The organism is Enterococcus sp. XAF26B05_ASV22, from assembly GCF_056727285.1.
The window spans coordinates 2,632,441-2,645,054 of sequence record NZ_CM161538.1 but is presented as its reverse complement, the minus strand read 5'-3'; the positions used below and the strand labels follow the sequence as shown (position 1 = coordinate 2,645,054).

15 protein-coding genes and 1 other annotated feature are annotated in these 12,614 nt (G+C 36.4%); of the genes, 12 read left to right on the top strand and 3 right to left on the bottom strand.

The features are described from left to right. Positions 1-11: 11 nt before the first annotated feature. Both zwf and efaR read right to left on the bottom strand, forming a co-directional pair. Entirely contained in the window at positions 12-1,529 is a 1,518-nt protein-coding gene (zwf, locus tag AC1PU0_RS13110; RefSeq protein ID WP_206849658.1) for a glucose-6-phosphate dehydrogenase, read from the bottom strand. Positions 1,530-1,601: 72 nt separating this feature from the next. Then, the gene (efaR, locus tag AC1PU0_RS13105; protein WP_069655301.1) at positions 1,602-2,249 is read right to left on the bottom strand and encodes a transcriptional regulator EfaR; all 648 of its coding nucleotides are present in this window, start codon (positions 2,247-2,249) and stop codon (positions 1,602-1,604) included. Between the two features lie 345 nt (positions 2,250-2,594). On the opposite strand from efaR, the gene AC1PU0_RS13100 reads away from it, so the two are divergent. The 3 genes from AC1PU0_RS13100 to AC1PU0_RS13090 are packed head-to-tail and all read left to right on the top strand — an operon-like array spanning position 2,595 to position 3,716. Continuing rightward, positions 2,595-2,990, top strand: a complete 396-nt coding sequence (locus AC1PU0_RS13100; protein ID WP_206849660.1) for a hypothetical protein — start codon at positions 2,595-2,597, stop codon at positions 2,988-2,990. A 35-nt stretch (positions 2,991-3,025) separates the two neighbouring features. Then, a complete protein-coding gene (locus tag AC1PU0_RS13095) occupies positions 3,026-3,424 on the top strand; it encodes a VOC family protein (protein ID WP_069655303.1) in 399 nt (132 codons plus the stop codon). Further along, positions 3,414-3,716 (top strand): MmcQ/YjbR family DNA-binding protein, encoded by a 303-nt coding sequence (locus AC1PU0_RS13090; protein ID WP_206849662.1) that lies wholly within the window; start codon positions 3,414-3,416, stop codon positions 3,714-3,716. The genes AC1PU0_RS13095 and AC1PU0_RS13090 overlap by 11 nt, the downstream gene beginning before the upstream one ends. 111 nt (positions 3,717-3,827) lie before the next feature. Here the strand turns inward: AC1PU0_RS13090 and AC1PU0_RS13085 are convergent, their stop codons facing one another. Beyond that, positions 3,828-4,574: a TraX family protein gene (locus tag AC1PU0_RS13085; RefSeq protein ID WP_206849664.1), complete on the bottom strand. Its 747-nt coding sequence runs from the start codon at positions 4,572-4,574 to the stop codon at positions 3,828-3,830. Positions 4,575-5,126: 552 nt separating this feature from the next. Between AC1PU0_RS13085 and AC1PU0_RS13080 the strand changes: the two genes are divergently transcribed. The 9 genes from AC1PU0_RS13080 (at position 5,127) to hisI (ending at position 12,570) form a co-directional block, all read left to right on the top strand. Next, positions 5,127-5,780: a DUF4947 domain-containing protein gene (locus AC1PU0_RS13080; RefSeq protein WP_111248631.1), complete on the top strand. Its 654-nt coding sequence runs from the start codon at positions 5,127-5,129 to the stop codon at positions 5,778-5,780. 292 nt (positions 5,781-6,072) lie between these two features. After that, positions 6,073-6,342, top strand: a binding site (T-box leader). Between the two features lie 126 nt (positions 6,343-6,468). Continuing rightward, a complete protein-coding gene (hisZ, locus tag AC1PU0_RS13075; RefSeq protein ID WP_206849665.1) occupies positions 6,469-7,653 on the top strand; it encodes an ATP phosphoribosyltransferase regulatory subunit in 1,185 nt (394 codons plus the stop codon). Between the two features lie 2 nt (positions 7,654-7,655). Continuing rightward, the gene (hisG, locus tag AC1PU0_RS13070) at positions 7,656-8,339 is read left to right on the top strand and encodes an ATP phosphoribosyltransferase (protein WP_069655429.1); all 684 of its coding nucleotides are present in this window, start codon (positions 7,656-7,658) and stop codon (positions 8,337-8,339) included. Continuing rightward, positions 8,290-9,570, top strand: coding sequence for a histidinol dehydrogenase (hisD, locus tag AC1PU0_RS13065; RefSeq protein ID WP_206849666.1), 1,281 nt, complete (start codon positions 8,290-8,292; stop codon positions 9,568-9,570). The genes hisG and hisD overlap by 50 nt, the downstream gene beginning before the upstream one ends. A gap of 38 nt (positions 9,571-9,608) precedes the next feature. Beyond that, positions 9,609-10,193 (top strand): imidazoleglycerol-phosphate dehydratase HisB, encoded by a 585-nt coding sequence (gene hisB, locus AC1PU0_RS13060; RefSeq protein ID WP_206849667.1) that lies wholly within the window; start codon positions 9,609-9,611, stop codon positions 10,191-10,193. Then, positions 10,194-10,820, top strand: coding sequence for an imidazole glycerol phosphate synthase subunit HisH (gene hisH / locus AC1PU0_RS13055; RefSeq protein ID WP_206849668.1), 627 nt, complete (start codon positions 10,194-10,196; stop codon positions 10,818-10,820). Next, positions 10,798-11,523 carry a 1-(5-phosphoribosyl)-5-[(5-phosphoribosylamino)methylideneamino]imidazole-4-carboxamide isomerase gene (hisA, locus tag AC1PU0_RS13050; protein ID WP_069655311.1) on the top strand — a complete coding sequence of 242 codons (726 nt, stop codon included), beginning with the start codon at positions 10,798-10,800 and terminating at the stop codon, positions 11,521-11,523. The genes hisH and hisA overlap by 23 nt, the downstream gene beginning before the upstream one ends. Then, complete coding sequence (hisF, locus tag AC1PU0_RS13045; RefSeq protein ID WP_206837943.1) at positions 11,513-12,268, top strand: imidazole glycerol phosphate synthase subunit HisF; 756 nt, start codon at positions 11,513-11,515, stop codon at positions 12,266-12,268. The genes hisA and hisF overlap by 11 nt, the downstream gene beginning before the upstream one ends. Further along, on the top strand, positions 12,265-12,570 hold the full coding sequence (gene hisI, locus AC1PU0_RS13040; RefSeq protein WP_069655313.1) for a phosphoribosyl-AMP cyclohydrolase: 306 nt from the start codon (positions 12,265-12,267) through the stop codon (positions 12,568-12,570). Before hisF ends, hisI begins: the two co-directional genes overlap by 4 nt. The last annotated feature ends 44 nt before the right edge of the window (positions 12,571-12,614 follow it).

The window sequence follows — 12,614 nt, the reverse complement described above, 5'->3', positions numbered from 1 at the left end:
CCCCCATTATTTTAAAGTTTTCCCCGTTCACGATACCAAATATCAGGCTGCCAATCCCAAGTGAAATCATCTTGTTCTAACAATTTAAATGCAGCATCAGGTCCCATTGAACCTGCTTCATAATTTGGGAAATCTACAGATGTTTTATCCCAAGCATGACGAATGATATCGACAATACGCCAAGATTGAGCCACTTCATCCCAGTGAGAGAAGTTTGTGCCATCCCCGTTCAAACTATCCAATAATAGTTTTTCATAAGCTTCTGGACTATTGCCAGTTGTTTCTGCACTGTGACGGTAATCTAATTTTACTGGTGTTGTTGTAAAGCCTTGACCAATTTCTTTGCCATTTAGTGTCATAGAGAAACCTTCAGTTGGTTGAATATAAATCGTTAGGACATTTGGTGGTAGATCGGTCTTTTCACCGCATTTGTCAACATCATCTTTGAAGACATTCACTGGGACCTGTTTGAAAACGATGTTGATCCGTGTCCCTTTTTCTGTTAAACGCTTGCCAGTACGGATATAAAAAGGAACGCCAGACCAACGGAAATTATCGATCAGAAATTTACCAGCGACAAAGGTTTCAGTTTGAGAGTGTTCGTCAACATTAGGTTCTTCACGATACCCAACAAATACTTGGTCATCTAGTTTGCCTTGACCATATTGACCGCGAACAAAATGTTGTAATGCTTCTTTTTCTGAATAAAGACGAATAGCTTGCAATGCCTTGACTTTTTCTGCACGAATTTCAGCTTCTGAAAAAGCAACGGGTGGCTCCATTGCTAATAAGGCAACAACTTGCAAGATATGATTTTGAACCATATCTTTTAGGGCACCACTGTGTTCATAATAGCCACCACGGTCTTCAACACCAAGACTTTCAGCAAAGGTAATCTGTACATTATCGATATAGCGATTATTCCACTGTGATTCAAAGATGTTATTCGCAAAACGAATCGCTGATATATTTTGGATCATTTCTTTTCCTAAGTAATGATCGATTCTAAAAATATCTTTTTCTGGGAAAACGGCACGAATTTCTTCATTTAATTTATAAGCAGAGTCATAATCTGAGCCAAATGGTTTCTCTATGACTAAACGATCAAAACCGTTGTCCGTTAGAATTTCTTGTGATTTCAAGTGTTGTACGATAGTGCCAAAAAATTGTGGCGCCATTGCTAAGTAATAAATATGGTTGCCACCTAGTTGGTATTTATCGTTTAGAGTATCAGATAATTTTTTTAAGGTATCGTAGTGTTCAGAATCATTGACATTGTGGGACTGATAGTAGAAGTGACTTGAAAATGCCTCTGCTTCTTCAGCTGTTGGAGCCAAGTCTTTGATTGTGTCACGAACGATCTCACGATAGTGCTCGTCAGACCATTCTCTTCTTGCAGTACCGATCACTGCGAAGTGTTCAGCTAAATTTCCTTTACGATATAGACGGAATAAAGATGGATAAAGTTTTCTTTTGGCTAAATCACCAGTACCGCCAAATATAGTAAATAGAGCGATCTTTTCATTCATTTCATTTCCCCGCTTTCTTGATGGAGGCTAGGTCCTATGGAATTTTGTACCTGCCGCGTCGTTGTTATTTTTTTATAATTTATCAACAAAAATTGTACTTGCTGCCTTATAACTGATTGCTAATGTTTTGTTGCCGTTGCTGATACTGATTGGACCTTCATAAGCTGCGATTTCATTGATCATATATTCTTCGTGGATTTTTAGATCGATCGATACTAGATAATCAAGTAATTCTTTTTCATCTAGTACACGCGCAATGCGTATCTTAGTGCCAATTGGATAATCTATTAAAGTTTGTCGTTTTTCTTCATGGACAGGTTGATCATCTCCTGGGATAACACCACCATGAGGACAAAAATTAGGCTGATTCAAGTAGTCAGACAATCGATTTGCTAAGGTTTGAGAGGTAACATGTTCTAAGACTTCAGCTTCATCATGAACTTCATTCCACGAGTAGTTCAAATGTTCCACTAAAAACACTTCCCATAATCGATGTTTGCGAATAAGCGTACTTGCTTTTTTTAGCCCTATCTCTGTTAGTTGAACCCCTTGATAAGGAGAATGTTCCACTAGTTTTTCTTTGACTAACTTTGAAATCATCTCACTGACAGATGCAGCGGAGACATCTAAGCCAGAAACGATTTGTTTGTTGTTGATTTTATTTTCATCGCCACCTAATTCGAAAATAAGCTTTAGGTAGTCTTCACGATTCGGGGTCATATAGTTCATCCTTTCAAAGAAGCCATCAAGATAAGTTTATCAGAAAATTGTTTTTTTGACCATTTAATAATATGTTAATCTAAAAAAAAATGGTCAGTATTTTTTTAATACAAAAAGAGGGTAAAAAACCGTAGAGTTGATAACGTTTTCTAAGATAGAAATAAATCAAAACGATGGATAACGTGGAAATCAGAAATTATCTAAAAATCTATTATTAAAGAAAGATTAGAATATATCGCTAGCTTGGACAAGATAAATTGCGCTTTGGTAGATAAAAGGACTATTGATTATTTCCTTGAGAATCTTTAAAATAAACAAGCAACTGTATAATAAAGGAGAGGTAAAATGAAAGTACCATGTATTTGGAAGGGATTGGGTTGGTTTTTAGTAGTTGTTCCATTGCTTGGTTTAGTTGGTCTGTTCAGAGTAGCTATGGAATTTGGTATTCAATTTATCTTTTCTATGTTTGGAATGCTAATGTGGATAAGTTTGATGAGTGTCATTTTTTCCGTTGTTGTGGGTGTGCTTTTAATCAGAGGAAGTATTTGGGGCTATCATTTAACAAAAGTGTTAATGGTTATTGCAATCATTAATCTTATCTATTTGATAGTTGATTTTGAGTGGAAAACTGTACTGTCTCAATTTGTTAGAATCGTCATATTGGGAAAAGTTATTTATGCTAATACAACGAATTTATACGTATCAGAGTTAAGATATAGGGCAAAAGAAGTGAAAATATAGTTCAGGAATGAAGGAAAAGAACGGAGGTTAGTAGTATGAAATTAGATATGGTTGGGATTATTGTAGAATCAATGGAACAAGCGATTTTATTTTACGAACATTTAGGTTTTGAGGTTGTAGGCGAAAAAGATGCAGATTACGTAGAATTGAACAATGATGGCATGCGAATATCCTTAAATACTAAAAACATGATTGAAGGGATCTATGGATACCTACCAAAAAGTGAAGGGGATAAAATAGAATTGGCTTTTCTTTGTGATTCTCCTAGCGAGATCGATCAGCTATGTGGAAAAATGAAACGTTCTGGTTATGAAATTTTTAAGGAACCATGGCAAGCATTTTGGGGTCAGTATTACGCGATTATCAAAGATCCAGATGGAAACCTGTTGAGCTTATTTTGTAATAATCAATTGGGAGAAACCAATGAAAAATAAAATTCAGTACTTAAAAGAGATCGCTAAAACATGGCCGGGTACTTCAGTTGATTACCGGGAAGATTGGAATTGTGATTACTTTGGGATCGAGAAGAAATGTTTTTGTATACTCGGAACCAATAAAGCAGGTGATTGGGTGATGACGGTCAAAGGTTATCTAAAAGAAAATGAAGTGTTACGAGAGCAATACCCAGATGTAGTTCCAGGATATTATGCGAATAAAACACACTGGAATTCTTATCTATTAGAAAATTCATCTTTTACAGAAGATCAGTTAGTTGTGTTCTCATAAAAATTATGCGCATTAGTATTAAAAAAATACCAAAAAAGTACAAATAAAGTATTTATGAATGGATGTAAAAACGTCGCTTTAAGATGAAAGTCTTAAAACGACGTTTTTGAATCACCCTTGATGTAGATAAAAGTTAACCAATGTGATAATCCACAAATGTACTGGATAAAAGATATAAAATAAATATTTAAAAGCTGGATTGCTGTTCCCTTTCTTCCCATTATATAGATGAATAAAAGGGATCACTAAAATAAATAAAAAGTCAGGGTTACCTCCAATCTGCTCTTTAATCATCTCAAAAGAATAGTTGGGCAATCCAAGAAGAGGCATTACGAATAAAGGAATAGCAAAAATCATATAGGAAATGTCTCTTTTTTTTGCATTATTCCTGAAGAAATAACTAAGCAACATAAAAGGAATGATGACAAATCCGCCTTCTGCTGGAATCAAGCCTAGACAAACAGCTAATGTTAAAATGATTGTTAGGATAGTAGTTATGATTTTAAAGACAGTTTTTTTTTCATGTTTTGCGAAATCAATCAAGGATAAAATAGTGACACCTACAGCTAATGTTAGAAAAATATTATTGTAAGAAAAATACATTGGATCTTTGATAATCAGTGAGTTGATCAACGTATTTCCTGTAAACATGATTGCAGCCCAACCATAAAGACGAAGTAGGTAATTTTTTCGGCTTCTCGTATAATGAAACCCTTCGACTGCCATAAAGGCGAAGAATACAGCAACACAGCGCGTGACCATATGAATTGGTGTAGCAAATTGTGGTGGTAATAGTGGGATAAGATGATCTAATAACATCAAGCTCATCATAAATAGTTTTAATTGATTTCCGTTCATTTCATTCTCCTAAGTAAATGTTATTTTTAACTTTTAAAGTATATAAAAAATAACTCGTCAAGTCCTATGAATCAACGAACAAAAGCCTTACAAAATTGAGAGTATGAGGTAAGATAATTATTTAATTGAGAAATTCACTTTGGCTACGGTAAAAATCAAAAATCGATTTTGTGTAAATGTAAGGGATGAATTCATTTTGAGCAAGCATGGTTAGATAGTCTTCTTCCGTTCCCTATTTCATTTCGCAAACTTCTTCAAATGAGACAGTCAAACGGCTTGGAATAGTACTCAAATCAACACGAATCTCAGTTTCTTCTAGCAATTCACGTTCAGCAGCTTGATAGAAAGATTCATCAGCAGGATAATCACATCAGTTTGCCCATGCATTTTTTGAAGATTGTCGTTTTTTTTCTATATAATAATACTTTTACAAAAGAGAAGAAGGTAAAGGAATTTATTTTTAAGTCATTCCCTCCTTTTCACTATTTTCTTTACTTTAAAGTTATGATAAGCTTGAGTATGGTTGGTTAATATTAAATAAAGGAGAGTAAAATGAAAAAGACACTATTACTTTGTGGGGTATTTATCGTATTAATGGGCGGATGTGCTACGAAAAAAGAGGCTAATTCCAAAGCAACTAATACATCAAAAGAGACAAGCACTTCTAGTGCTCTCACTGAAAGTACAACAAAAGAAACAAAGACTTCTACAAGTTCAACTGAAGGCAGTAAGACAAAAGCAACAGAGAAAAAAGCAGTAAAGAAAACAGAGGTAAATGAGCAGTTTTTTACACCAAATCCAGAAGATGATGATGAAGAAGTAAGTTATCAGTCATCAGGTGATGGTAATATCTCTGCTTTTGTTCCAGACTATTCACAATATAATAAAGAGCAAGTAATCAGTAAGTTAGGCGAACCGAGTCAGATCATTACGGATTCTGCCGCAATTCGTGACAGACTTGAAGAGGGCGAGTGGCAATTGATCAAAGAACAATTTGATCTTGGTAAATTAAGTGAAGAACAAGCAAAGGCGTTTATGTTTGCGACAAAAGATTTATCGCTAGCAGTTTCTATGAATATGGAACTAGAAGTATTAGTCTACGAAGACCAAGGCAAACCTAATGTTTACTTATCAGAAAATAGCGTTCAGTTTATTACACCGATGACCGACTATATTGATTTTAACGGTAAAATAGACACTCTTTAAATTGATTCGTTGAGTAGTTGAAATAAGAGCTATTTTTGTTTTCGCTATTTATTCGGATTCCATAAGGCTGGGATGTAACTCGTAGAGTTATGTCTCAGTCTTTTTTGAATTGCTTACACCGAAAATAGAGGCTATTAGTAGAGGAAAAGAAAGAGAGGATTATAAAGTGCGTCTGTCGTGATAACTTTAGTCAGAGAACCAAAATAAAATAGAGAGCAATCAATTTTTTCAAAAACTATTGACTAAATTTCATTTTCGTGATAAATTGTTTAGAAATAAATGATAATTAAATGAAAAAACGATGATCAGAATAGTAGGTGAAGTGATTTGTTTTAGAGAGTTTCCGTTCGCTGTAAGGAAATAACAAATCATCATCGAACACGCCTGTAAGTTGTTTTTCTGAAATAATAGATTTATGGATGACAGTATTTATTACCTAAATCAGTAGGAAAAATCGGAGAGTCCGTTATCACTCCTTAGTTTATCGAACTAACAGAGGCTTTTATTGTGAAGTAAAAGTAAATCTGAGGTGGGACCACGTGAAAATTTTCTCGTCCTCTTGGCTTATTTGCCAAGGGGGCGTTTTTGTATTTACTTTTATAGGCTTGTTCGATGAAAAAATATGAAATTGGATTGTATGTAAAATGTTAGGCTAATAGTGATTATCTAAAAACAAGGAGGGAACTAAATGAAATGGAATCGTAGTTTACCATCAGGTACAAGAGATAAATTATTTCGGGAAGCTAATGGCGCGTATCAACTAGAAAAACAAGTCAACGATATCGTAAAAAAAAGAGGCTATCAACGAATCGATACACCCGTAATCGAGTTTGAAGATGTATTTTACAGTGAAGAAAAAAATGAAAAAGAGTTTTACCGTTTTTTTGACAAGCAGGGCCGGCTACTAGTATTAAGACCTGATATGACGATGCCAATCGGTCGAGTGATTGCCACAACAGGCATTCAACCACCGCTAAAATTATCATATAGTGGAAAAATTTTTCGCTCAAATGATGCTATGCTGGGAGAACAAAATGAAGTAACACAAGTTGGAATTGAATTGATTGGCTACACCTCTTTAAAAGCCGACATTGAATGTATTACTTGTGCGGTTGAAATTTTGGAAGAGTTGAAAATTCCTAATTTTCATTTTGAATTGGGACATGCTCAAATTTTTCGTTTAATTGTACGATTCCTCAAGTTGGATGACCAAGCAAAAACAAATCTTCAACTTTATTTTAATAATAAAAGTTTAACTGATCTCAACCAATTTGTTGCGCTCTATCCAAGTGAATTGGATGCGTTTATTTGTGCGATTCCTAAACTCTTTGGTGAACCTCACGAGGTATTATCAATCGCAAGAGAACTATTGCCAAAATCATCAAAAATCATACAAGTCATCGATGAACTAGATAGAGTTGTGCAAATTATCAAATCACTACACTCGAAAATCTCATTAACGGTAGATTTAGGCTTAGTAGCACTAATGGATTATTACACAGGTGTTTTATTTAGTGGATATGCTGATTTGGTGCCAGATATTTTTCTTAGAGGTGGACGGTATGATCATTTGGCAGAACAATTCGGTCATTCGATCATTCCAGCTGTTGGGTTGGGAATTAATTTAGATACGTTGGTTACTTTACAATATCAACTCAATAATCTTGCTTCTTTGGAACAGCCAACAACATTAGTCCACAGCTCTTTGGCTCTCTTTTCAAAAGCCGAAGCGTTAGTGAAGGAGAATCCAGATTATCAATTATCTTTATTTGAAACAGTCGAAGAAGCGATAAGCTATGGAAAAAAATGGCGATACCACCAGGTGATAGAAGTAACCCAAGACACTATACGTAAGATAAAGGTTGGTGATTGAAATTGACACAATTGACTATTGCATTGACAAAAGGGCGGTTGGAAAAAAAGACACTCTCTCTATTTGAACAGGCAGGAATCGATGTCTCCTTTATGCAAGACAAGCAACGTAAATTGATTTTCACCAGCCCAGATCAACGGTTTAAGTTTCTATTAGTGAAAGCAGCTGACGTAACGACTTACGTACGGCATGGTGTGGCTGATATTGGAATTGTGGGCAAAGATGTCCTTATGGAACATCCCTTTGGTTATTATGAGATGCTGGATTTAAAAATCGGTGTCTGTAAATTTTCAGTTGCTTCCACAAAAAACTACCAACCAGATGATTATAAAAGAAAACGGATTGCAACGAAATATCCCACAGTTGCCTCGGAACATTTTCGTAAAAAAGGGGAAGATGTTGAAATAATCAAGATCGAAGGATCTGTTGAAATTGCGCCCGTTTTAGGATTGGCCGATGCAATTGTTGATATCGTTGAAACAGGTACGACATTAAAAGAAAATGGGTTAGAAATTTTTGAAGATATCTGTTCAGTCTCTGCTCGCTTGATTGTCAATAAAGCAATGTTGAAAAGAAAACGCCAAGCAATATTTCAATTGTTTGATGAATTAGAAACAGTGATTGGAGGAGATAGAAATGAAATGGCTGAAGGGAGAAACAACAGAAATTTTAAGGGCACTAAATGAAGATGTCCAGATGATACAAAAAGACAATCAGCAAATAGAAGAACAAGTTCGTCAAATCGTTCAACAAGTGATTCAAAACGGAGACCAGGCTTTAAAAGCGTATTCTAAGAAGTTTGATCAAGTGGAACTGCAGGAGTTATCTCTATCAAAAGAAACTATAGAGTTAGGCTATCAGAATGTAGAAAAAGAGGTGATTGCCGCTTTAGAAGCAGCCAAAGAGAATATTATCAGTTACCATCAAAAACAAAAACAATATGATTTTATGGATACAGAAAAATCAGGAGTGTTACGTGGACAATTAGTATTGCCACTAGCTCGTGTAGGCGTCTATGTTCCAGGTGGAACGGCGGCATACCCATCCTCAGTCTTAATGAATGTACTGCCAGCAAAAATTGCTGGGGTTAAAGAAATCATTATGGTCACACCGCCGTCGAAAGAAGGAATTCCAGATGTTATTTTAGCAGCGGCAAAAATTGCAGGAGTAGACAAAATTTTTCAAATCGGCGGAGCACAAAGTATAGCCGCCCTTGCTTATGGAACAGAAACAATTCCCAAAGTGGACAAAATAGTTGGACCAGGAAACATCTATGTAGCAACTGCAAAAAAACAAGTTTTTGGTACTGTAGGAATCGATATGATCGCAGGACCTTCAGAGATTGGGATAGTAGCAGATGAAACAGCAAATCCCATTTATATTGCGGCCGATTTGTTGTCTCAGGCAGAACATGATACGCTTGCCCGAGCGATACTAGTGACAGATTCAGTCAAACTTGCAGAACAAGTCGAAATAGAAATTGATCGACAGTTAGAAACACTACCGCGAAAAGAAATCGCCGAACAATCCATTAAAAATAATGGTCTGATTATTGTAGTATCAACTGTATCGGCGATGTTTACGATTATGAATGAAATAGCACCAGAGCATTTAGAAGTCCAGCTGGCGGACCCAATCAGTTATTTACATGAAATTAAAAATGCTGGATCGGTTTTTTTAGGAGCGTATGCATCAGAACCAGTAGGAGATTATTTTTCAGGAACCAATCATGTATTGCCAACAAGTGGTACAGCAAAATTTTATTCCCCTTTAGGTGTGTACGATTTTGTGAAATATAGTCAAGTCACTTATTATACAAAAGATGCTTTAGCAAAGGCTAAGGATGCCATTGCACTTTTAGCGAGAAAAGAAGGTCTAGAAGCACATGCTAGAGCAGTCGAATGTCGCTTTGAATGATATTATAGAATAGATTTTATAACTGGGGGAGAAAAGGAATGAGAACAGCCGCCTTAACAAGAGAAACTGCAGAAACAAAAATTGAATTGAGACTTGATTTAGACAGTCAAGAACCAGTTATGATCGAAACAGGCGTTGGATTTTTTGATCATATGCTGATTTTATTTGCTCGTCACAGTCGAATATCTTTGGAAGTGAAAGTAGAAGGAGATTTAGATGTAGATAGTCACCATACGGTAGAAGATGTTGGGATCGTTTTAGGCCAATGTATTCGAGAGGCGCTAGGAGATAAAGCTGGAATCAATCGCTATGGGACTAGCTTTGTACCGATGGATGAATCTTTAGGTATGGCTTCTTTAGATTTAAGTGGGCGTTCATATTTAGTATTTGATGCATCGTTTGCTAATCCTAAACTTGGTGATTTTGATACAGAATTAGCAGAAGAATTCTTCCAAGCATTGGCTTTTAACACTAAAATGACACTTCATTTAAAAATTTTACATGGTAAAAATACCCATCATAAAATAGAAGCATTATTTAAAGCAACTGGTCGAGCTTTGAGGGAAGCAATCACGGAAAATCCGTCGATTCAAGGAATCAACTCCACGAAAGGAATTCTGTAGATGATTATTATCATTGATTACGACACTGGAAATACACGGAATGTTCAAAAAGCGTTAGAGTACGTTGGCTTGGAAAGTAAAATCTCTGCAGAACCTTATGAAATCATAAAAGCAGATGGGCTGATTTTACCTGGGGTAGGCGCTTTTTCATTGGCAATGGAGGAATTAAAACAGCGCGAGTTAATCAGCGTGATTCAAGATGTTGCTCAAAAAGGTATGCCTATTTTAGGTGTTTGCTTGGGTATGCAGTTGCTTTTAGAAGGAAGTATGGAAAATGGTTTTACTGAAGGATTAGGCTTGATTGAAGGACTTTGCGAAAAACTTCCAGATGATCCCAATTCACCTGTTCCTCACATGGGGTGGAATCAATTGATTACTACAAAGGAAAACTTGCTAACAAAAGAGGTGAATGAACAGTATGTCTATTTTGTTCATTCTTATTATGCAGATTGTGAACCAGATAAAATTGATGCTCTTGTACAGTATTCCATTAAAATACCTGCAATGATCTCAAGTGGCAATATTTATGGAACTCAGTTTCATCCAGAAAAAAGTAGTGATGTTGGTTTGAGGATTTTAAGAGGATTTAAGGAGGTGGTAGATCATGTTCGTTTTACCAGCGATTGATATTAGAGAAGGAAAAGCTGTTCGATTGATACAAGGTGACTTTTTACAAAAAACAGTTGTTCATCCCAATCCAGTAGCGCAGGCAAAAGAATTTAAAGCAGCAGGGATTGAGATGATGCATATTGTTGATTTAGATGGCGCTTTAATGGGGAAAGCAACGAATGCCCCGTTAATTGAGGAAATGAAAAAAGAAACGGGGCTAAAGATAGAAGTTGGCGGGGGAATCCGTACACTGGAACAAGTTGATGCCTATGTTTCACTTGGAATTGATCGAATTATTATTGGTTCAGCAGCCTTACAAAATCCAGAGTTAGTTAAAAAAGCTGTTATAAAATATGGGGATAAAATCGCTGTCGGTATTGATGCTAAGAATGGGAAAGTTGCGATTAGTGGTTGGCTTGATGTTAGTGAAACGGATTATCTACAACTGGCTGAAGAAATGGCAAGAATCGGAGTGCAGACGATTATCTACACAGATATTGCGAAAGACGGAACGCTTGCTGGACCAACGTTTGAAGATTACGCCAAGTTGACTCAAGCTGTACCTGATGTACAAATCATTGCTTCAGGTGGTGTTAGTAAAAAAGCAGACCTGTTAAAATTGGCCGAATTGGGCGTTTATGGAACCATTGTCGGCAAGGCCTTTTACAATGGCACTATCTCGCTAGCGGATATGTTGGAGGTAGAAAAAAATGCTGACTAAACGTATTATTCCATGCTTAGACGTAACTAATGGTCGAGTAGTCAAAGGAGTCAATTTTATTGATCTTCAAGATGTGGGAGATCCAGTAGCTATTGCCAAGGCGTATAATGAACAGGGAGCAGATGAGTTGGTTTTTCTAGATATTACTGCCACTAGCGACGATCGTGATACGATGATTGACGTAGTAGAACGAACGGCAGCAGAAGTGTTTATCCCTTTAACAGTTGGCGGGGGAATCCGAACCGTTTCAGATATGAAAAAAATGCTACAAGCAGGAGCTGACAAAATTTCTCTTAATTCAGCAGCGATTCAACAGCCGGAATTGATTCAGGCTGGAGCTGAAAAATTTGGTTCTCAGTGTATCGTTGTCGCAATTGATGCCAAACGAGAAGGTGATTCCTGGCATGTTTTTGCTAAAGGTGGTCGAGAAGATACGGGATTAGATGCGATACAATGGGCTAAGCGAGCGGTGACTTTAGGTGCAGGTGAAATTTTATTAACAAGCATGGATGCAGATGGGACAAAAAACGGGTATGATCTTGCCTTGAATCAAGCGATTTGCCAAGCTGTCACTGTTCCAGTGATTGCATCAGGTGGTTGTGGCAGTGCAGAAGATATTATAGACGTATTTGAGCAAACCAAAGCAAGTGGAGCGTTAGCTGCGAGTATTTTTCACTATGGGGAAGTAAAGATTCCGGAATTGAAAGAAGTCTTGGAACAAGTTGGGATGGTGGTGCGAAGATGAAACCTGATTTTCACAAAGGTCTATTACCTGCAATTATTATAGAAGAAAAAACGAATGAGGTCTTGATGTTGGCTTATATGAACGAAGAGAGCTATAAAAAAACACTTGAAACTAGAACCACATGGTTTTATTCACGCTCACGTCAACAATTATGGAATAAAGGTGCAACGAGTGGCCATACACAACACGTAAAAAGTCTGGTTATGGATTGCGACAAAGATACACTGCTTATCACTGTGGAACAAAAGGGTCCCGCTTGTCACACTGGTGAACATAGCTGTTTTTTCAATGTCATTATCTAACTATAAAAGTTAGTCTTTCATATAAAAGTAAGGAGGTAAATAGT

Excerpts from the sequence above, each read along its gene's own strand:
- zwf (WP_206849658.1), bottom strand. The coding sequence starts at position 1,529 with ATGAATGAAAAGATCGCTCTATTTACTATATTTGGCGGTACTGGTGAT.
- efaR (WP_069655301.1), bottom strand. The coding sequence starts at position 2,249 with ATGACCCCGAATCGTGAAGACTACCTAAAGCTTATTTTCGAATTAGGT.
- AC1PU0_RS13100 (WP_206849660.1), top strand. The coding sequence starts at position 2,595 with ATGAAAGTACCATGTATTTGGAAGGGATTGGGTTGGTTTTTAGTAGTT.
- AC1PU0_RS13095 (WP_069655303.1), top strand. The coding sequence starts at position 3,026 with ATGAAATTAGATATGGTTGGGATTATTGTAGAATCAATGGAACAAGCG.
- AC1PU0_RS13090 (WP_206849662.1), top strand. The coding sequence starts at position 3,414 with ATGAAAAATAAAATTCAGTACTTAAAAGAGATCGCTAAAACATGGCCG.
- AC1PU0_RS13085 (WP_206849664.1), bottom strand. The coding sequence starts at position 4,574 with ATGAACGGAAATCAATTAAAACTATTTATGATGAGCTTGATGTTATTA.
- AC1PU0_RS13080 (WP_111248631.1), top strand. The coding sequence starts at position 5,127 with ATGAAAAAGACACTATTACTTTGTGGGGTATTTATCGTATTAATGGGC.
- hisZ (WP_206849665.1), top strand. The coding sequence starts at position 6,469 with ATGAAATGGAATCGTAGTTTACCATCAGGTACAAGAGATAAATTATTT.
- hisD (WP_206849666.1), top strand. The coding sequence starts at position 8,290 with ATGAAATGGCTGAAGGGAGAAACAACAGAAATTTTAAGGGCACTAAAT.
- hisB (WP_206849667.1), top strand. The coding sequence starts at position 9,609 with ATGAGAACAGCCGCCTTAACAAGAGAAACTGCAGAAACAAAAATTGAA.
- hisH (WP_206849668.1), top strand. The coding sequence starts at position 10,194 with ATGATTATTATCATTGATTACGACACTGGAAATACACGGAATGTTCAA.
- hisA (WP_069655311.1), top strand. The coding sequence starts at position 10,798 with ATGTTCGTTTTACCAGCGATTGATATTAGAGAAGGAAAAGCTGTTCGA.
- hisF (WP_206837943.1), top strand. The coding sequence starts at position 11,513 with ATGCTGACTAAACGTATTATTCCATGCTTAGACGTAACTAATGGTCGA.
- hisI (WP_069655313.1), top strand. The coding sequence starts at position 12,265 with ATGAAACCTGATTTTCACAAAGGTCTATTACCTGCAATTATTATAGAA.